The sequence below is a fragment of the Desulfurellaceae bacterium genome, assembly GCA_021296095.1.
Lineage (GTDB): Bacteria > Desulfobacterota > Binatia > Bin18 > Bin18 > JAAXHF01.
In genome coordinates this window covers 39,199-57,841 of record JAGWBB010000021.1, presented here as the reverse complement: position 1 = coordinate 57,841, position 18,643 = coordinate 39,199, and the positions used below count along the sequence as shown (strand labels likewise).

Below are 18,643 nucleotides of genomic sequence, written 5' to 3'. Positions count from 1 at the left end.
CCACGATGGCCACCTCCGGCAAGGCCATCTTTTTTAATGCGGTCGTGGTTATCGGCGGCTTCCTGATTTTTCTCACCTCAAACTTCGAGTCCCTCTTTTACCTGGGTGTCATGCTGTCTCTCAGTATGGGAGCCTGCTTGATCGTCTCGATGACGGTCCTGCCGGCGATCTTGAATCGGTTTAAACCGCGTTTTGTGTATGGCAATAAAGAAGCGCGACTCGTGGCCGTCCAAGAATCTGAGGCCTGATATCTGTGAACTCACGCACTCGTATCTACATCCATTTGGAAGTGCCAGAAGTATAAGGAGCTACGGTAAGAATGGATTCATTTTTCCGCTTGATCATCCGCTTTCGTTTCCTGGTCATTGGCCTTGTTCTGGCCTGTACCGGCCTGGCCTGGATCCAGGTGCAGTCGCTCCGCTTTGAGGGCGATGCCGACGCTTTTATTCCCCAAAACGACCCGGTTATGAGTTATAACGACCTGGTCGAGGAGCGTTTCGGTATTCGCGACCTGATTGTTATTGGGGTGCTGAATAAAAATCCGGACGAAAACGGCGTCTTTAATCCACGGACCTTGGCCACGATCAAAGAATTCTCGGAAAAGATCGCCCTGCTGCCCGGCATCGAAGACGTGGCGAGTGTGGCCACGCTCGATAATATCACCGGTACGGCGGACGGCATGGCCGTTGATCCGTTCATGGAAACGGTGCCGCACTCACCCGAGTCACTCGCCGCATTACAGCAGGCTCTGTTTCACAACTCGATGTTCGTGAATTGGATCGTCTCCCAGGACGGTACCGGGATGCTTATCACGGCCAAAATGGAGCCTGGCGGAGGGACTCTCGAGGGTACGGCCAGACGGATGGCTGTTTATACGACGATCCGGGACATGGTTGCGGCGAAAAAAGCGGCCGGCGCTCCAGAGGAATTCCATGTTGCGGGCCAAGGCGCTCTGGAGGTCACCTTTGAGGAGGGGATGCGGCAGGACATGGAGACCTTCCTCGTGATTGTCCTCGGCACGCTGTATTTTACCTATCGGAGTGTGCGCGGCGTCTTGCTCCCCTTGGCGGTGGTCGGCGCCTCCGTGATGTGGACCTTAGGCATTATGGCGACCGTGGGTGTGCCGATGTACTCCATTTCGACCATGATGCCGGTCATCCTGATGGCGGTCGGGGTGGCAAATGGGATTCATATTCTGAGCCGCTATTACGACGAGGTCTTGCAACACCCGGACGTTTCCTCGGCCGATGCGGTCCTCGCCGCGATGCGAGAGATGTGGCAGCCGGTGGTCTTCACCTCGCTGACGACGGCGGCCGGGTTTCTCTCCTTCCTGACCGCCAGCATTCTCCCGATCCGCTATTTCGGCATCTTTACCTCCATTGGCGTCTTGGCCGCGATGGTCTTCTCCATCACCTTTTTTCCGGCCCTGTTAAGCCTCCTGCCGGTCAAGGTCAGCCGTGGCTTGCGCGCCCAGATGGGCCGCAGTGGTGACCTGGCGGCGACGGGCTGGGCGGCCCGGACGCTGTCCCGCTTAGGCGTCGGCGTGGCGCGAAAACCACTCGTGGTGTGGGGCGTGACAACCGGTGTCATGCTGGTGTGTCTGTTTGGTGCGCAGCGCATTTTTGTCGATACCTCATTTATCAAGATGTCCGACCCCAACAGTCCGGTGCGGATTGCGGATACCGTCTTGGGCGAGACATTCCAAGGCAATCTGCCGCTGTATATCGCGATTGAAGGACATCAGCCCGATCTGCTCAAAGATCCGGGGCTGCTCGCCCAACTCGACCGCCTCCAAACCGTCGTCGAACAAGACCCTATCGTTGGCGGATCGCTCTCCTTAGCCGAGTATATCAAACGCATGAACCGGGTGATGAACGAGGATCGGCCCGAAATGGAAGTGATTCCGGACTCGCAAGACCTCGTCGCCCAATACCTGTTGCTGTATTCCTTCTCTGGCGACCCGGACGATTTTGATGAAATCGTGGATTATGTGCGCTCGGACAGCACCCAGGACATCGAACGCGTGGTTGGGATTGTGCAAGACTTTGCCGTGCGTGAGTTTGGGCAGGCGGGCGATACCGGCACGGCCGATACCGGCTCACGGGACCCGTGGTCTATCCGCTTTGGACGCTGGCTGGCCGGCATTGAGCCGACGGTGACCGGCTGGGACACCAACAGCGGTTTTCGGCTGGGGATTGCCGGCAATGGCTATCTGACCACCCGTTTCAGCGAACTGGTCGTGTCCGGCCAGCTGGCGAGTCTGGTCGTCTCCCTGGTCGCGGTCTTTTCCTTGACGGCGTTCATGTTTCGCTCCTGGGTCGCCGGGCTGATCAATATCATCCCGATCAGTCTGGTGATGATTTTCAGTTTTGGCCTGCTTGGACTCCTCGGCATCCCCCTGGAGGTTGGCAAATCGCTGACCGCCTCCATGGTGATTGGGATTGGCATCGATTATACGATCCACTTCCTGAATAAATATCGGATTAAAGTCCGCGCTGGCCTGACGGACCCGGAAAAGATTACCGCCGCGACGATGGCGACCTCGGGCAAAGCCATCTTTTTTAATGCGCTGGTTGTGACGGCGAGCTTCCTGGTTTTCCTGACCTCAAACTTTCGGCCCAATTTTTACCTGGGGGCGATGCTGTCGCTGAATATGGGCGCCTGCCTCTTGGTGTCGATGACGGTGTTGCCGGCGATTCTGAACACCTGGAAGCCTCGCTTTGTGTACGCCAGGACCTCGCCCGTGGTCGTACGGCCGGAGCCGCAAGAGCCGGACGCGGGCCTCGGCTTCGGTCGGGAGCAGGAGGGAGCCCCCTCGGCATGAAGTCGTTCTTTCAGGTCGTGATCCGCCTGCGCTGGCTGATCATTGCCCTGGTCCTGGGCATCTCGGTCCTCGCCTGGGGACAGCTGCGCAACCATCTGCGCTTTGAGAGCGATCTGGACGCCATGGTGCCGGCCGACAACCCGGTCAGCATGTACAAGGAACAGGTCGAAGACCGCTTTGGCATGCGCGACAACATCGTGGTCGGGGTGCTGAACGAGAATCCCGACGAAAACGGCGTGTTCAACCCGCGCACCCTGGCCATCGTCAAGGAGCTGTCCGAAAAGATCGCCCTGCTGCCCGGCATCAAGGCCGTGCGCGACGAGGACGTGTCGAGTGTGGCGACCATGGACAATATCACCGGCACGGCCGACGGCATGGCGGTCGATCCGTTCATGGAAAGCGTGCCCGACACGCCGGAAGCGCTGGCCGCTCTGCGGAACAATCTGTTTCGTAACGAGATGTATGTCGATTGGCTGGTGTCGCGCGACGGCACCGGGCTGCTGATCATGGCCAAGCTGGAGTCGGCGGTGGATAACACCGCCGGGCTGGCCCAGCGCGCCGAGGCGTATAACGCCATCGAGGCCATGGTCCAGGCCAAACGCGACGCCGGCGTGCCCGAGCAGCTGTATGTGGCCGGCCGCGGGGCGATGGAGATCACGGTCGGCCGCTACGGCCGCCAGGACATGGCCACCTTTCTGCCGTTGGTGCTCGGCGTGGTGCTGCTGACGCTGTACCTGACCTATCGCAGCCTGCGCGGCGTACTGCTGCCGTTTGCGGTGGTGGTCGGGTCGGTGATCTGGACCCTGGGTCTGATGGGCGGGCTCGGCTTTCCGCTGTACTTCATCTCGACCATGATGCCGGTCGTCCTGATGGCGATCGGGGTGGCGGACGGGATTCACATTCTGAGCCGCTACTACGACGAGATTCTGGAACACCCGGACACCGACGGACCGACGGCCGTAGTGGCCACGATGAGCGAAATGTGGCTGCCGGTGATGCTGACCTCGCTGACCACCGCGGCCGGCTTCCTGTCGTTTCTGACCGCTCCCATGCCGCCCCAGCGCGACTTTGGCCTGTTTGCCGCCGTCGGGGTGCTGGTGGCGATGGTCTTATCGCTGACCCTGCTGCCTGCGGTGCTGTCCATGCTGCCGGTCAAGGTCAGCCGTGGCCTGGCCCGCCAGATGGCCCGTAGCGGTGACCTGGCCGCCACCGGCTGGGCGGCCCGGGGCCTGGCCTGGCTGGGCCGCAGCGTGGCCCAGCGTCCGCTGCTGGTGTGGGTGCCGAGCGTAGTCGTTGTCCTGGTGTGTCTGGCCGGCACCCAGCGCATTGTGGTCAACACCTCGGCCATCCGTATTTTTCCCGACTCCAGCTCCATCCGCGTCGCCGAGGGCGTCCTGCGCCAGAAGTTTCAGGGCACCGTCCCGCTGTACGTCGTGATCGAGGGCCACGAGGCCGACCGGCTCAAAGACCCCGGCCTGTTGCAGCAGATTGACCGCATGCAGGCTGCGGCCGAGCAGAACCCGATTGTGGGCGGCTCGGTGTCCATCGCCGAGTTCATCAAGCGCATGAACCGGGTGATGAACGAAGACCGGCCCGAGATGGAGGTCATCCCCACCAACCGCGACCTGGTTGCCCAGTACCTGCTGCTGTACTCCTTCTCGGGTGAGCCGGACGACTTCGACGAGGTGGTCGACTACGACTATCAGTACGCCAACGTGGCGTTTTACCTGCGTGAGGACAGCAGCCGGGAAATTGCCCACGTGGTCAGACAGGTCCAGGACTATGCCCTGGCCGAGTTTGGCCGTGCAGAGCAGGCTGGCGAGGCCGACGCCGAGCCGCTGGCGCTGCGGGTCGGCCGCCGGCTGCTCGACCTGGCGCCGGTGCAGACCGGTTGGGAGACGGACCAGGGCTTTCGGATCGGTTTTGCCGGCGGCGCCTATTTCACCTACCACTTGAGCGAGCTGGTCATCAGCGGTCAGGTGTCGAGCCTGCTGGTCTCGCTGGGCGCGGTCTTTGTGCTGACCGCGTTCATGTTCCGCTCCGTGGTCGCCGGTCTGGTCAACGTCATCCCGATCGGCATTGTGATCATCTTCAGCTTTGGCGTGATGGGCCTGTTCGGCCTTGAGCTTGAGATCGGCAAGGCCCTGACCTCGTCGATGGTGATCGGCATCGGCATCGACTACACGATTCACTTTCTGAGTAAATACCGGCTCAAGGTCCGCAGCGGGCTGAGCCAGCCGACCGCCATCACCGTGGCGACCATGGCGACCTCGGGCAAGGCCATCTTTTTTAATGCGGTGGTGGTCATCGGCGGTTTTGCCGTGTTTCTGAGTTCCAACTTTATGCCCAATTTTTATCTGGGCGCCATGCTGATGCTCAACATGGGCGCCTGTCTGCTGGTGTCGATGACGGTTCTGCCGGCCATCCTGAATACCTGTAAACCCCGGTTTGTGTACGGCCGGGAGAACGTGCTCTGAGGCAAGGCGTCATGGAAGCCGTCTTTCGCACCATCCTCCGCTTTCGGTGGCTGACTATCGGCCTGGTCCTGGGCTGCACTGGGCTGGCCTGGGTGCAAATGAGCACGCTGCGCTTTGAGAGCGATGCCGAGGCCATGATTCCAACCGACGATCCGGTCCTGCACTACAGTGACCTGGTCGAAGACCGCTTTGGCATCCGTGACCTGATTGTCATTGGCGTGCTGAACACCAACCCGGCCGAAAACGGCGTGTTCAACCCGCGCACGCTGGGCATTGTCAAAGACCTGTCCGAGCAGATTGCCCTGTTGCCGGGCATCAAGGCGGTCCGGGATGAAGACATCGCCAGCGTAGCGACCATGGATAATATCACCGGCACGGCCGACGGCATGGCCGTCAACCCGTTCATGGAGGACGTGCCGGACACGCCCGAGGCGCTGGGCGCGCTCAAAGAGAATCTGTTCGGCAACCCAATGTACGTCAACTGGCTGGTGTCGCAGGACAGCACCGGGCTGCTGATTATGGCCAAAATGGAGGAGTCCGGGGGGACGCTTGAGGGAGTGGCGCGCCGGATGGCCGTCTATAGCGCGATCGAACACATGGTCCAGGCCCAGCAGGATGCCGGGGCGCCTGAAGCCTTTTATATCGCCGGCCGGGGCGCCATCGAGGTGATGGTCGGTGACTATGGGCGTGAGGACATGCAGACCTTCCTGCCCCTGGTCGTGCTGGTCGTGCTCGGGGCGCTGTACTGTACCTACCGGAGTCTGCGCGGCGTGCTCCTGCCCCTGGTGGTGGTGGTCGGAGCGGTGATCTGGACCCTGGGGCTGATGGCGGCGCTCGAAGTCCCGATGTTCTTCATTTCGACCATGCTGCCGGTTGTGCTGATGGCGATCGGGGTGGCCGACGGCATTCATATTCTGAGCCGCTACTACGACGAACTTCTGGAGCACCCGCAGCTGTCCTCGTCCGAGGCGACCGTGGCCGCCCTGTGCGAGATGTGGCGGCCGGTGGTGTTCACCTCGCTGACCACGGCGGCGGGCTTCCTGTCGTTTGTGGCCGCTCCGATGCCCCCGATCCGTCAGTTCGGATTTTTCACCGCCTTTGGCGTGCTGGCGGCCATGGTCTTCTCCCTGACCCTCTTCCCGGCCCTGCTGTCCATGCTGCCGGCCAAGGTCAGCCGGGGTCTGGTGCGCCAGATGCGGCGCAGCGGTGACCTGGCGGCGACCGGCTGGGCGGCCCGGACGCTGGCCGTCCTGGGCCGAGGTGTGGCCCGGCGGCCGCTGCTGGTGTGGCTGCCGACGCTGGGGATTGTTGGCCTGTGTCTGGTCGGCAGCCGCTATATTCCGGTCGATTCCTCACCCATCGGCATCTTTCATCCCGACAGTCCGGTCCGCACTGCGGATCGGATCTTGCGGGACACCTTCCAGGGCACGACGCCCGTGTATGTGGTGATCGAGGGGCATGAGCCCGACCGGCTCAAAGATCCCGGTCTGCTGGCCAAACTCGACCTGCTGCAGGCCGAGGTCGAACAGGACCCCATGGTCGGCGGCTCGGTGTCCATCGCCGAGTACGTCAAGCGCATGAACCGGATCATGAACGAGGACCGGCCCGAGATGGAGGTCGTGCCGACCGACCGTGACCTGGTGGCCCAGTACCTGCTGCTGTACTCGTTCTCCGGCGACCCGGACGATTTCGACGAGGTCGTCGATTATGACTACCAGCACGCCAACGTGGCGTTTTACCTGCGCTCCGACAGCACCGACGATGTGCTGCGGGTGGTCCAGCGGGCTCAAGACTTTGCCGAGGAGCAGTTCGGGCGGGCGGAGTTGGTCGATAACGGACAGCTGAGCCACCGCGATCCGCTGTCCATCCGCCTGGGGCGCTGGCTGGTCAACATCGAGCCGACGATCACCAACTGGGAGACCCAAAGCGGCTTTCGTATCGGCTTTGCCGGCAACGGGTATTTTGTCAACCGGATGAGCGAGCTGGTCGTCAGCAGCCAGGCTGCCAGCCTGGTCACCTCGTTGGGGGCGGTGTTCGTCCTCACCGCGCTCATGTTCCGGTCGCTCACGGCCGGTCTGATCACGGTCATTCCCATCGGGGTGGTGATCATCTTCAGCTTCGGTCTGCTGGGCCTGCTCCAGAGCCCGCTGGAAATCGGCAAATCGCTCACCGCCTCGATGGTCATCGGGGTCGGGATCGACTATACGATTCATTTTCTCAACAAGTATCGGCTCAAAGTGCGTGAGGGATTGACCGACCCGGAAGCGATCACCCTGGCCACCATGGTGACCTCGGGCAAAGCCATCTTCTTCAATGCCGTCGTGGTCATCGGTGGCTTCCTCGTCTTTCTGACCTCGAAATTCCTGCCCAACTACTATCTGGGAGCGATGATGGCGCTGAACATGGGGGCGTGCCTGGTGGCCTCGATGACGCTGCTGCCGGTGATGTTGAATACGTGGAAGCCCCGTTTTGTGTACGGTCCACACAACGGGGCTGTTGTGACAACCCGCCCTGAAGACAGGGCCTAAGCGAGAGGAAGGAGAAAGATTATGCGAACTGTTCTGCTAGTGGCTGGAGTTATGCTGTTGGCCCCCGTGCCCGCCGGAGCGGAAGAGATTCCGGGCGAGCCGAGCGGCCTCCAGATTGCGATCAATGTTGATGAGCGCGAAGACGGCGACGATCAGGTGTCTGAGGCGAGCTGGACGCTGACCAATAAGGCCGGTAAACAGCGCAAGCGTCACACCCTGCGCTACTGGAAGGACTATGACGGCAATGACGGGCTGTCGAGCAAGTCGTTCATCTATTTCAGCTCGCCGCCGGATGTCAAAGACACCACCTTCCTGAACTGGTCCCAGGAGGACGCCGATGCCGACGACGACCAGTGGATCTATCTGCCGGCCCTGCGCAAGGTGCGGCGGATTGCCTCGGGCGACAAGGAAAACTCGTTCATGGGCAGCGACATGATCTACGACGACATGGGCGACCGCGAGGTTGAGGAAGACACCCACACCCTGGTCCGGGTTGAACAGAACAACGGCACCAAGCTGTATGTGGTCCAGGCGGTGGCCAAAAAGGAAAACTACATCTACAGCAAGAAGCTGACCTGGGTGAATGCCGAGACCTGGACAACGCCCAAGATCGAGTTCTACGACCGCAAGGGTCGCCTGCTCAAGATCATGTACCAGGACTGGGTGCAGATCGACGGCATCTGGAACTGGAGAAAAACGGTGGTCGAAAATCAGCTCACCGGTCACAAGACCGAGCTGGATATCAGCAATGTGAAATTCAACCAGGGCTTTCGGGAGAGTCTGTTCACCGAGCGTTCCCTGCGCAAGGGCGCGCCCTAGATAATGCTGAATGCTGAACGATGAATGCTGAACGATGAATGCTGAAGAGCGCCGCCCGTGCGAGGGGGCGCTCTGAGGCTCGGAGGGCGGATGCCGGAGTGGGGAGCTGAAATCTGGCGCACCTGACGGCTCACGGTCAAGACACATGAAAACACTGCGTCGGATTATCACCTTGGGCTGGCTCGGACTCTTTGTCGGACTCGGTCCCCAGACCGCTGAACTGCGGGCTTCCGGGCCGCTCGTGCTTGAGGTCCAGGAACTCCGGCTCGAATCCACCGCCGGCCACAAGCGGCTGAACTGGCGCTTCTCGACCGCCCCGACCGAGGTGAAAGCCTTTGGCCTGTCCGACCCGCCCCGGCTGGTCATCGATGTCAGTGGTCCGGCCCAGGGGACGATCTCGACCAGCTATACAACCCACGACGAGACCGTGTGGCGTATCCGCCAGGGCGCGCATCCCCAGCGCCTGCGCTTTGTACTCGACTTCAAGACCGACAGCCTGCCAAGCTATACCATCGAGCACGACGGCACGCGGCTGAGCGCGCTTGTCCAAACCCCGGGGGACGCCCGCGAGGCCAGCCGGCAGCTCTTTCCGCCGCTCCGCACCGCGTCCGGTCAGACGGCGTCCGCGACCCCAGCCGCCCCGTCCGCTCGGCCGCAGGCCTCCGCCCCGACCGCGTCCGGCGAAGCGACGCCTGCGGCGGCCGGGCTGCACCTGGACGAACTCCAGCTCGGGCTTGAGGACGACCGCCAGGCGCTCAGCTTCGTGTTCTCCCAGTCGCCCCACAGCGTACGGTCTTTTGCCCTGTCCGACCCGCCCCGGCTGGTGCTCGATGTGACCGGGCCGGTCGCGCCCGGGCCGTCGGCACGCTACACGGCGCGCGACGCCCTGGTCAGCGCGGTGCGGGTCGGCTCTCATTCGGACCGGCTGCGCTTTGTGGTTGACCTGAGCGGCAGCCAAATCCCGCCGTTTGAGGTACGCCAGCAGGAAAACCGGCTGCGTCTGGTCTTTGCCCAGTCGCCGGCTGAGGGAGTGCAAGCCCAGGTGTTGTTTCGGCGGCCGGGTACGACCGCCCTGGCCGCCCGGACACCGGCCGCACCGCGTCCGGCCCCGACCGCGCCCACTGTGGCTGAAGCTCCCGCGCCCGCGCCGCCTCCGGCGCCGCCGCCCACCCGCCAGGCATTTGTTCCGGCCGTGACCGGAGGACGAAAAAAGTATGCTGCCGAGCTGGGTCCACCAGCTGTGGCAGGAGCGGATTGACGGGGTGGCCTTCATCAAAAACGAGACCGCCTTTCGGTTGTACTCGCCGCGTCAGTTCTCCAAGGCCCAGAACTGGCTGGAGATCGACGTTGATATCGAGCTGAGCGACTGGATGACCCTGACCTCGATCGGGCGGGCGCTGATCGATCCGGCCAACCACCTGGAGAGCAACACCCACGACTTTGGCGCCGGGCCGATTGACCGCTGGGCCAGCGGCGATTTTTTCCAGGCCGAGCTGCGTGAGCTGTATCTCGAAATCGTCCAGGGCGATTTTGACCTGCGGGTCGGCCGCCAGCAGGTGGTGTGGGGCGAATCGCTCGGCCTGCGGATTCTGGATGTCATCAATCCCCAGGATTTTCGGGAGTTCATCCTCGACGACTTCATTGACGCGCGCATCCCGCTGTGGGGCACACGGCTCGATTACACCTTCGGCGACTGGGTGTTTGAGGGCGTGTGGTTTCTCGACTTTGAGGACAACCGGCCCGCAGACCTGGGCAGCGAGTGGCAGTTCCGGGAGAGCGGACAGCTCGACCTGTTCCTGCAATCTCCTGCGATCCAGCTGGCCAAGACCAAAAAACCCCGGGACGGCCGGCTGAGCGATTCCGAGGTCGGCTTTCGGGTCACCCGCTTCATGCGCAATATGGACGTGTCGCTGAATTATTTTTACGCCTGGAGCGATTTCCCGGTCGGCTTCCGGCGCACGATTGGCGGCAACCGGTTTCTGGTTGAGCCGCGCCACACCCGCTTTCACCTGCTGGGCGGGACCTTCAACTACGCCTTTGACGTGTTCGTCATCCGGGGCGAAGGCGGGCTGAAACTGGGACAACATTTTGTGTCGACCGACCTCCGGGATGCGGACGGTATCCGCCAGCGCGAGTTTTTGTCCTATGTGCTGGGCCTGGACTGGACGGTCAACGACAACCTGATGGCCAACTTCCAGTTTTTTCAGAACGTGATCTTCAACAAGCCCAGCGATATTCCGGACGAGGCGGTCAACAATATCGTCTCGGTCTTTCTGCGCGCCGACTTCATCAACGAAACGCTGTTTCCCGAACTGATCGCCCTGTACGGTATCAATTTCGGGGAGTTGCTGATCCGGCCCCAGATCGAGTATCAGCTCACCGATTATCTGTCGGTCACGCTCGGCGCGGACTTCTTTATCGGGCCCCGCTCGGGCTTCTTCGGCCAGTACGCGGCTCCGGCACGGCGGCTGAGACGGGGCTATTTTACGGGTAGAAACGGCCGGGTTTTTCTGGAGGTCAAACGCTCGTTTTCTCTGTGAATGGAGGGGCCGGCCGCCGGGCCTGCCCGTGCCACATCGGAAAGAAGGAATAATGCGCCGTATTCATCAGATTTTGCAGACTTTGCAGATTTCGCAGATTTCCCGGATTTTCAGCCTCATGTGTATCCTCGGACTCATGTCGGCCGGGGCTGCTGCCGGCCAGGGCCGAGCGTCCGTCCTGGCCGGATTTTTCCCGTATCAGGACGGCTTTCCGCAGGTCGAGGGCATCACCCCGGGCATGACGCTCGACTCGTCAACCGCCCAGCTGGCCACAGAGGTGCTGCCGCCGGAGATTGTGCGCTATGTCGAGGCCGGCGATTTTTCGGTCACTATCCGCGAAACGACCGATACTCCGCTGCGCCAGGCGTTTATCGACGCGACCGTCCAGCACGCCGCCGGGGTGACGCTCGGCGAGGGTACGCTCGGCAACTATGTGGCCGGCCGGCCCTTTCCGGTTGTTGAGGTCGGCGACCCCCAGGCCGGTCTCAAGATGGCCTGGAACCACCGCTATCGGGACCAGGGCGAAACCGCCCTGATGTGGGCCTCGAACGGGCTGCGCAACGGCAGCGGAACGGTGGAGCGCGAACAGCGCTTCCTGTTTTCCTTCAAGCACGGCATGCACCGGCCGGCGTCAGACGAAAACGTCGCGCCGTGGCAGAAGCAGGGCGTCTTCTCGAAGCAGTATACGATGATGGTCGCCCCCTCGGATTCGGAGGGCAATCAGATCCTGAGTGTGCTCTACAACGACGACCGGCTGGCCAACGATCAGTGGGCCTACGACCCCAAGACCCGTCGCACCCGCAAAATTGTGTATAACCCGTATGTTTCGCCCGGCAACGGCGTCGTGCTGATTGAGGACCGGTCGGGCTTCCTGGGCTATATCCACGATTACGACTGGACATATCTGGGCCGCCGGGTCGTGCTGACCCCGGGGCCGATCAAGGCGGCCGAGCCGACCTGGGGCGGACGCGGCACGTGGTATCTGACCGATCCGTGGGAGCTGCGCCACGCCGATGTGTTGGAGATGACGCCCAAGAATTCCCACCCCCTGTACAGTCGCCGCCTGCTGTATCTGGATGTCCAGACCTCAGTCCCGCTGTTTGCTCTTGCCTACGACCACGACGGCAATCACAAACGCACCTTTCTGCTGGTCTACCGTCACCCGGACTATAACCCCTGGGATAACGCCGAGTGGTTTCCCCAGACCGCCGCCCAGGCCTCGATTGATTATCAGCTGGAGATGTCCAACACGTTTCAGATTTTCAAAATCTTTCACAATCGACCCATGAGCGACACCCAGTTCAGCGTGATGACCCTGATGCTCAAGGGCAAATGATCACTGGACCAGCACCAGCTTGCCGAACACCCGACTCGCCACCAGATCGCCAAGAGCGCGCTGCGCCTGGGCCAGGGGATAGGTCTGATGCACCACGGCTTTCAGCTGGCCCGCAGCAAACAGCGGGACCAGGCTGCGGGCCAGCTCCGGGACATGGGTTGCCGAGTTGCCCAGGGCCATGCCGTAGATGGCGGCGTCTTTGAACAGGGCCGGACCGACCATAAACGCAGCCTCGGGCGCTTTAGCGGTGCCGCTGCCGATCAGGACAATCCGGCCGTTCCGGGCCAGCGCCGAAAAGTCCTGGGCCAGATTGTCGGCGGCCACATTCTCAAGGATGACCTCTACTCCCCTGTCGTCGGTCAGCCGCCGCACCTCGGCCGCAAAGTCGTGGGTCTTATAGTTGATCACCGAGTCGGCGCCCAGGGCTTGTATCCTGGCCGCCTTGTCGGCCGAGCCGACGGTGGTAATCACCCGCGCGCCACACACTTTGGCCAGCTGCACTGCAGCCACGCCGACCCCGCCGCCACCGGCCGAGACGAGCACGGTCTCACCAGCCTTGAGCTGGGCTTTATGGTGGACCGCCACGTAGGCGGTATAGAACGGAACCGGGATGGCCGCGCCCTCGGCAAACGACAGCGTGTCCGGCAGGGGGATGGTCTCGGGTCCCGGCAGGCAGGCTTTCTCGGCATAGCCGCCGCCGTTGATTGAGCGGCCGAAGACCCGGTCGCCGACGCTGACGTGGCTGATGTCGGCTGCTACCGCCTCCACCTCTCCGGCCACATCCGTGCCCGGGATATACGGCAGGGGCAGGCGTTGCGGATAGCGGCCGGACATGCGGACGAGGTCTGCCGGGTTGATGCCGGTGGCCCTGACTCGAATCAGGACATGGCCGTCTCGCAGCTCGGGCTCGGGGGCGTCTTCCAAACGGAGGTTTTCCGGTCCGCCGAACTCGGCGGCGCGCATGGCTTTCATAGGCGGCTCCTTTCTGTTGGGCAGGCTTATCGCCCCGGCCGATGTGTGTAAACAGCGGTGATATCCCAGGAGGTGAAATATGCAGAGAGAATCTGGTTCAAGGAAATTTCCCATTTGGCTAATTGGGGATTCCAACCCTAAAACTTGGGAGAATGCTCTCGAATACCCTCTCGATCCGAGGCATCCCGCACGCCATAATATTTGGACTCCGATTCTGGATGGAATTCAAGAACAGGTATTCTTGGCCGACCGTCGAAGGGTTAGGACCGATAGGCTATATGTGCGAAATGCCGTACAAGACCCCGAAGAGAAAGACGGCAATATCGAAAAAGAAACGTCCGATTTTGGTGATCTTTTAACCAGGCACAACCCGAAAATAGTCTTCACGTTTGGCTCTTTTGCCTTCGAGTTCGCCAGGCAAAGTGTAGGGGAGAATCCGAAAAACTACCGCCACTGGAACACCAAGAAATTAGGAGATCAATTTAGACAGCGGACGAGAGACTTCGACCCTGAGAAAACCAATATCTTCCCGCTGTTGCATGTGAGCATAGCTCGGCGCTGGTTCCTGAAAAGCCACGATTATTTCACAGGTGCAGAGGGCGGAAACTACTTTGATTACGTGGCCGAAGAGATATCGTCCCTTCTCCTTCAACATAAGGACAAGCTCTCTATTTGGATTCCGTAGAATCTCATTAAAATCGACTCGCAAGAAGAACAGGAGGACGAGAGATGGAATTTGTAGACGTTGCAACGGCCAAGAACAGCCTTGGGCTACGGGCGCGTTTGTCGGCGGGGCGCCCAGCCCGTGGGGTGAAGCGGCCAAGGGCTTCTTTCACATCAAGCAGCTCCCGTGTGTGGCCACGCGCTATATCCCGGGTGGCGACGCGCTTGTCCCAAGCCGTGCGCATTGAACAGGGGATAGTCGGCTAAAACCGGCTCGCTTTCCGCATCAAAAAACCCTGGGTCCGAAAGCAACTGGGCTATCCTCAACCACAAATGTTGACTCTTTGTCATGAAAAATTCCAAGGTGACCGCTTATATCTTCTCCGTCAGCCGGCCCGATAAGTACTTGTGGATGACGCTCGACAAAAGCGTCTGATACGGGATGCCTTCCTCCCGCGCCCGCGCGTGGGCGAGGTTGAAGTCACGTTCGGTCACCCGCAGATTGACCCGCCGGGTCTTGTGAAAGGTGTTGCGGGCCGCCTGACGTGCGGTCTCCATCTCACGTTCAGCCCCACGAGCAGACCGCAATTCGCCCCGCTCAAACTTCTCCACAATGTCCCGCTCTTCGGAATTCAGCTGGTCGTTCACGATGATTGCCTCCTCTGATAGTCCCGCGTTGCCTTCCGGCTGGGGATGATCGTCTTCAGGAACCGCGAGCCGTCCGCCTCAGTCACAAAGGGGACGAGGGAGAGGTATTGTTCGATGTCCACTACGTAGATCAGCTGTCCCGGGTATCGTTCCTGATTGGGGTGTTCCAGTACGTTCACCAGACCACCTTGTTCGATAGCAGCGATGACACGCTCGAAGGAGATTCCTCGCTGCTCAACGAGTTGTTGGTTCTTCTCCGTACTCCAATCGAAGCGCGTCTCCACGGACGAATCGTCATCCAACGTGTGCGTTTTGTCAACACCTGAACGACCAAAAGTCGAACACCCGGTCAACCATTTGTCGAACAACACCCCCGGCGATTGTCACGGAGAGCATTTGTTCTCGTGGATGTCCTCGGTCATTCACCTCGGAAAACGTCGCGCGATTTGGAAGAACCTCCCAGTGCGCTGGCACCTCCCCCAACCACTCCACGCCGGAGTCCTTATAGGCAGTATAGGGTTTGAGCTTGTGGATCATGGCGATACGCCCGGTAGGGGCGACCGGTCGGTCGCCCCGCTCCTTTCTGTTGGGCAGGCTTATCGCACCGGATGATTTGTGTAAACATCGGTCGATAATTCATAACAGGAGGACGAGAGATGGAATTTGTCGATGTTGCAACGGCCAAGAACAGCCCTGGGCTGCGTGGCGCGTTTGTCGGTGGGGCGCCCAGCCCGTGGGGCGAGGCGGCCAAGGGCTTCTTTCACATCAAGCAGCTTCCGTGTGTGGCCACGCGCTATCTCCCGGGTGGCGACAACTCGGCCCTGGTCGAATGGACCGGGGTCGATAGCGGCCCGGCGATTATGTACGAGAACGAACCCGCCCGCTCGGGCTGGGCCGAAATCCTGCTGCTGGCCGAACGGCTGGCGCCCGAGCCGCGGCTGATTCCCGAAGACCCGGCCCAGCGGGCGCTCATGTTCGGGCTGGCCCACGAAGTCTGCGGTGAGCTGGGCTTTGGCTGGAGCATACGGCTGGTGCTGGTTGATCGGGCGCTCGACCCCGCAGTCGAGTTTCCCATGGATGCCGGTGCCGCCCAGTATCTTGGCTCGAAGTACGGCTATCGGCCCGGCGTCGGCCCCCAGGTCCGTAAACGGACGATTGAGGTCTTGCAGCTGTTGTCCGAGCAGCTCCACGCCCACCCAGGTCGCTTTCTGCTCGGCGACAGCCTGACCGCCCTGGACGTGTACTGGGCGACCTTTGCCGCCCTGGTCGCGCCCCTGCCGCCGGACAAATGCCCGATGGTCGAGGGGCTGCGCAAAGCCTTTGAGGCGGCCGACCCGGAGATCAGTGCCGTGGTCGACCCGGCCCTGGTCGAACACCGGGACTTCATCTATGACGAGTATCTGGTGCTGCCGATGGAGTTGTAAAACACAGCCGGAATCACCACCGTGTAGGACGCCCACACCAACAGGAGGCGAGCATGCTTATTGACGGAAAATGGGTAGACGACGCGCAGGCGCCACAACCGACCGACGCCCAGGGCCGTTTTGTCCGTCGGGACTCGACCTTTCGCAACTGGGTCACGCCCGACGGCTCACCCGGTCCGACCGGCGTGGGCGGCTTCAAGGCCGAGCCGGGTCGCTACCATTTGTATATCGCCCTGGTGTGTCCCTGGGCGTGTCGTACCCTGGCCTACCGCAAGCTCAAGAAACTCGAAGACGTGATCTCGGTGTCGCTCTCCTTTCCGGCCATGGGCAAAGAGGGCTGGGAGTTCGGCGACTACCCCGGTTCGATTCCCGACCCGCTGTACAATATCCGCTATGTCCATGAACTCTACACCCGGGCCGACCCGCATTTCAGCGGCCGGACGACGGTACCGGTGCTGTGGGACAAAGCCCGCCACACCATGGTCAACAACGAGTCGGCCGACATCATCCGCATGCTGAACAGCGCCTTTGACGCCTATGGCGACGCCTCGGTCGATTTCTATCCGTCGGAACTGCGGGCGGAGATTGACCAGCTGAACGCGCGTATGTACGAGGCGCTGAACAACGGCGTGTACCGCACCGGCTTTGCGGTCTCCCAGGCTGCCTACGACGAGGCGGTGAGCGACGTGTTCGGGTGTCTGGACGAGTTGGAGGAGCGGCTTCGCGGCCGTTCGTATCTGTGCGGCGAGCGGATCACCGAGGCCGACTGGCGGGCGTTTGTGACGCTGATTCGGTTTGATGTCGCCTATCACGGGCTGTTCAAGTGCAACCTGCGGCGGGTGGCTGACTATCCGAATCTGTCGGCCTACCTCAGGCGCCTATACCGGGTGCCGGGCATTGAAGAGACGGTGGATTTTCACCACATCAAGCACGGCTATTACGGCATCGGCCGGGTCAATCCGACCGGCATCGTGCCCAAAGGCCCGGCCCGGATTTTTGCCGCCGAGGACGCCCGAGTCTGAACAGCAGGGGCGACCGGTTGGTCGCTCTTACTCGCCGTCTTCATCGCTGAAGACGATATAGCCGGCCGCCTCCTGGGCGGCGACCCGTTCCTCGATGGCGGCGGGCAGCTCGATCTTGCGGTGCTGGGGAAATTTGTCGCGGTCGAGGTGGGGGCGCAGAAAAAACTGCTCGGACGAGGTCACCTCGACCTGGCTCTTGAGCGGGGCAAAATGCCACTTGCGGGGCAGCACGGCAGGACTGAAAAAGACCTTTTGATCCTGTTCCGACCATTCGCGTAGCACATGGGCGTCGTGCACGCTGTAGCGCATATAGTCGATGCTCACGTCCCAGTAGTGGTTGAAGTGCATGCCGTAGCCCTGGTCGCCCAGGGGCGGGTTCATATGGTCGGCCAGACGGGTTTCAATGAAGATCAGGTTGCCGTCGCGCCCGTACTGTTCGATTCGCAGTGGATAGAAGTAGCGCTGGTCAAGCCAGTACACGATCGTCGGCGCGTAGTAGTTGGGCAGCCATTCTTCTTTGGCCTGGGCTTTGACCACCCAGCAGGCGACTCCGTTGTCGGCCGTATAAAAGGGGTAGGGCTCGCCCATCAGCCGAAAGTCTTTGGTCTCGACCGTGTAGAAGGTGCCGTCGGGACGGGCCAGGGTGAGGGCCGGCCGGGTGGAGGGAAAGCGGATGGTTTCGTGCAGCACGTCCGTGCCCAAGACCTCCCAGTCAAACTCCCACGGGTCACGCCCGAACACGTCGTCAAAGCCCTCCGCCCCCTGGGCGAGTTTATCGCCCCGGCGCGGCGACGGCTGGCGGCGGACGCGGCGCATGCCCTCGGTGTAGACGAACAGGTCCCAGCGGGTGGGGTGCTCCAGGTCGGTCCGGTACTGGATCAGGTTCATCTGGTTGCCGTAGGTCTCGGGCGGAAAGATATCCTGGCCGGTAATCTGACGGGTCGGCTGGCCCGGCAGGGTGCCGTACAGCTCGCCGGCAAAGCCGGTCAGCCCCCTGGCGTTGGGCACGTAGAAGATCGGGCTGTAGAGCTTGGAGGTGAACAGATAGCCCTCGCTGGTCAGCGTCCCGCTGACATCGATCAGGTTGCACGACCAGCGTGGCGAGTGGCTGAACTCCATGGCCCGAAAGCCCATCTCCTCGGCCGTGTAGGGCGGCTCGAACGGATAGCGCTCGGCCGGGATGTAGGGGTACTGGGCGTCGCGCGGGGTCTGGGGGCGGGGGTCGAACGCGGCCCGCTCCTGCTCGCTCAACTCGGCCAGCGTGCGCCAGCTGCGCTGGTCGGCCTCGGACGAGACGGGCAGCAGCAGCCAGACGGCGAGCAGACACAGGAGTATTCTCAGGCGGGTGGGATGGGTCATGGCTGGGTCTCTCATATCGAACGCTTTTAGG

15 protein-coding genes are annotated in these 18,643 nt (G+C 61.6%); 11 read left to right on the top strand and 4 right to left on the bottom strand.

Features of this window, described 5'->3' with window-relative positions:
• From J4F42_07220 to J4F42_07185, 8 genes are all read left to right on the top strand, one after another.
• A partial coding sequence (locus tag J4F42_07220; GenBank protein MCE2485287.1) for an MMPL family transporter occupies positions 1 to 248 on the top strand: 248 nt, incomplete at its 5' end.
• Positions 249 to 319: 71 nt separating this feature from the next.
• A complete protein-coding gene (locus J4F42_07215) occupies positions 320 to 2,824 on the top strand; it encodes an RND family transporter (GenBank protein MCE2485286.1) in 2,505 nt (834 codons plus the stop codon).
• The gene (locus J4F42_07210) at positions 2,821 to 5,301 is read left to right on the top strand and encodes an RND family transporter (protein ID MCE2485285.1); all 2,481 of its coding nucleotides are present in this window, start codon (positions 2,821 to 2,823) and stop codon (positions 5,299 to 5,301) included. The genes J4F42_07215 and J4F42_07210 overlap by 4 nt, the downstream gene beginning before the upstream one ends.
• A gap of 11 nt (positions 5,302 to 5,312) precedes the next feature.
• Complete coding sequence (locus J4F42_07205) at positions 5,313 to 7,829, top strand: RND family transporter (protein MCE2485284.1); 2,517 nt, start codon at positions 5,313 to 5,315, stop codon at positions 7,827 to 7,829.
• Positions 7,830 to 7,850: 21 nt separating this feature from the next.
• A complete protein-coding gene (locus J4F42_07200; GenBank protein ID MCE2485283.1) occupies positions 7,851 to 8,648 on the top strand; it encodes an outer membrane lipoprotein-sorting protein in 798 nt (265 codons plus the stop codon).
• 145 nt (positions 8,649 to 8,793) lie between these two features.
• A complete protein-coding gene (locus tag J4F42_07195; GenBank protein MCE2485282.1) occupies positions 8,794 to 9,906 on the top strand; it encodes an AMIN domain-containing protein in 1,113 nt (370 codons plus the stop codon).
• On the top strand, positions 9,863 to 11,188 hold the full coding sequence (locus J4F42_07190) for a hypothetical protein (GenBank protein ID MCE2485281.1): 1,326 nt from the start codon (positions 9,863 to 9,865) through the stop codon (positions 11,186 to 11,188). The genes J4F42_07195 and J4F42_07190 overlap by 44 nt, the downstream gene beginning before the upstream one ends.
• A 52-nt stretch (positions 11,189 to 11,240) precedes the next feature.
• A complete protein-coding gene (locus J4F42_07185) occupies positions 11,241 to 12,524 on the top strand; it encodes a DUF1329 domain-containing protein (GenBank protein ID MCE2485280.1) in 1,284 nt (427 codons plus the stop codon).
• Here J4F42_07185 and J4F42_07180 read toward each other — a convergent pair whose 3' ends face one another.
• A complete protein-coding gene (locus tag J4F42_07180) occupies positions 12,525 to 13,496 on the bottom strand; it encodes a zinc-binding dehydrogenase (protein MCE2485279.1) in 972 nt (323 codons plus the stop codon).
• Positions 13,497 to 13,575: 79 nt separating this feature from the next.
• On the opposite strand from J4F42_07180, the gene J4F42_07175 reads away from it, so the two are divergent.
• Positions 13,576 to 14,181 (top strand): hypothetical protein, encoded by a 606-nt coding sequence (locus tag J4F42_07175; protein MCE2485278.1) that lies wholly within the window; start codon positions 13,576 to 13,578, stop codon positions 14,179 to 14,181.
• Between the two features lie 350 nt (positions 14,182 to 14,531).
• Here J4F42_07175 and J4F42_07170 read toward each other — a convergent pair whose 3' ends face one another.
• Positions 14,532 to 14,807, bottom strand: coding sequence for a hypothetical protein (locus tag J4F42_07170; GenBank protein MCE2485277.1), 276 nt, complete (start codon positions 14,805 to 14,807; stop codon positions 14,532 to 14,534).
• Positions 14,804 to 15,091 carry a hypothetical protein gene (locus J4F42_07165; protein MCE2485276.1) on the bottom strand — a complete coding sequence of 96 codons (288 nt, stop codon included), beginning with the start codon at positions 15,089 to 15,091 and terminating at the stop codon, positions 14,804 to 14,806. The genes J4F42_07170 and J4F42_07165 overlap by 4 nt, the downstream gene beginning before the upstream one ends.
• Positions 15,092 to 15,463: 372 nt before the next feature.
• On the opposite strand from J4F42_07165, the gene J4F42_07160 reads away from it, so the two are divergent.
• Together J4F42_07160 and J4F42_07155 are read left to right on the top strand one after the other, a co-directional pair.
• Complete coding sequence (locus J4F42_07160; protein MCE2485275.1) at positions 15,464 to 16,231, top strand: hypothetical protein; 768 nt, start codon at positions 15,464 to 15,466, stop codon at positions 16,229 to 16,231.
• A gap of 53 nt (positions 16,232 to 16,284) precedes the next feature.
• Positions 16,285 to 17,253 (top strand): glutathione S-transferase family protein, encoded by a 969-nt coding sequence (locus J4F42_07155; protein MCE2485274.1) that lies wholly within the window; start codon positions 16,285 to 16,287, stop codon positions 17,251 to 17,253.
• A gap of 27 nt (positions 17,254 to 17,280) precedes the next feature.
• Here J4F42_07155 and J4F42_07150 read toward each other — a convergent pair whose 3' ends face one another.
• Positions 17,281 to 18,612, bottom strand: coding sequence for a hypothetical protein (locus J4F42_07150; GenBank protein ID MCE2485273.1), 1,332 nt, complete (start codon positions 18,610 to 18,612; stop codon positions 17,281 to 17,283).
• Positions 18,613 to 18,643 lie beyond the last annotated feature (31 nt).

Bases quoted from the DNA above. Each gene is read 5' to 3' on its own strand.
- J4F42_07190 (MCE2485281.1), top strand. From the start codon at position 9,863: ATGCTGCCGAGCTGGGTCCACCAGCTGTGGCAGGAGCGGATTGACGGG.
- J4F42_07175 (MCE2485278.1), top strand. From the start codon at position 13,576: ATGCAGAGAGAATCTGGTTCAAGGAAATTTCCCATTTGGCTAATTGGG.
- J4F42_07160 (MCE2485275.1), top strand. From the start codon at position 15,464: ATGGAATTTGTCGATGTTGCAACGGCCAAGAACAGCCCTGGGCTGCGT.
- J4F42_07205 (MCE2485284.1), top strand. From the start codon at position 5,313: ATGGAAGCCGTCTTTCGCACCATCCTCCGCTTTCGGTGGCTGACTATC.
- J4F42_07195 (MCE2485282.1), top strand. From the start codon at position 8,794: ATGAAAACACTGCGTCGGATTATCACCTTGGGCTGGCTCGGACTCTTT.
- J4F42_07185 (MCE2485280.1), top strand. From the start codon at position 11,241: ATGCGCCGTATTCATCAGATTTTGCAGACTTTGCAGATTTCGCAGATT.
- J4F42_07200 (MCE2485283.1), top strand. From the start codon at position 7,851: ATGCGAACTGTTCTGCTAGTGGCTGGAGTTATGCTGTTGGCCCCCGTG.
- J4F42_07150 (MCE2485273.1), bottom strand. From the start codon at position 18,612: ATGACCCATCCCACCCGCCTGAGAATACTCCTGTGTCTGCTCGCCGTC.
- J4F42_07215 (MCE2485286.1), top strand. From the start codon at position 320: ATGGATTCATTTTTCCGCTTGATCATCCGCTTTCGTTTCCTGGTCATT.
- J4F42_07155 (MCE2485274.1), top strand. From the start codon at position 16,285: ATGCTTATTGACGGAAAATGGGTAGACGACGCGCAGGCGCCACAACCG.
- J4F42_07210 (MCE2485285.1), top strand. From the start codon at position 2,821: ATGAAGTCGTTCTTTCAGGTCGTGATCCGCCTGCGCTGGCTGATCATT.
- J4F42_07180 (MCE2485279.1), bottom strand. From the start codon at position 13,496: ATGAAAGCCATGCGCGCCGCCGAGTTCGGCGGACCGGAAAACCTCCGT.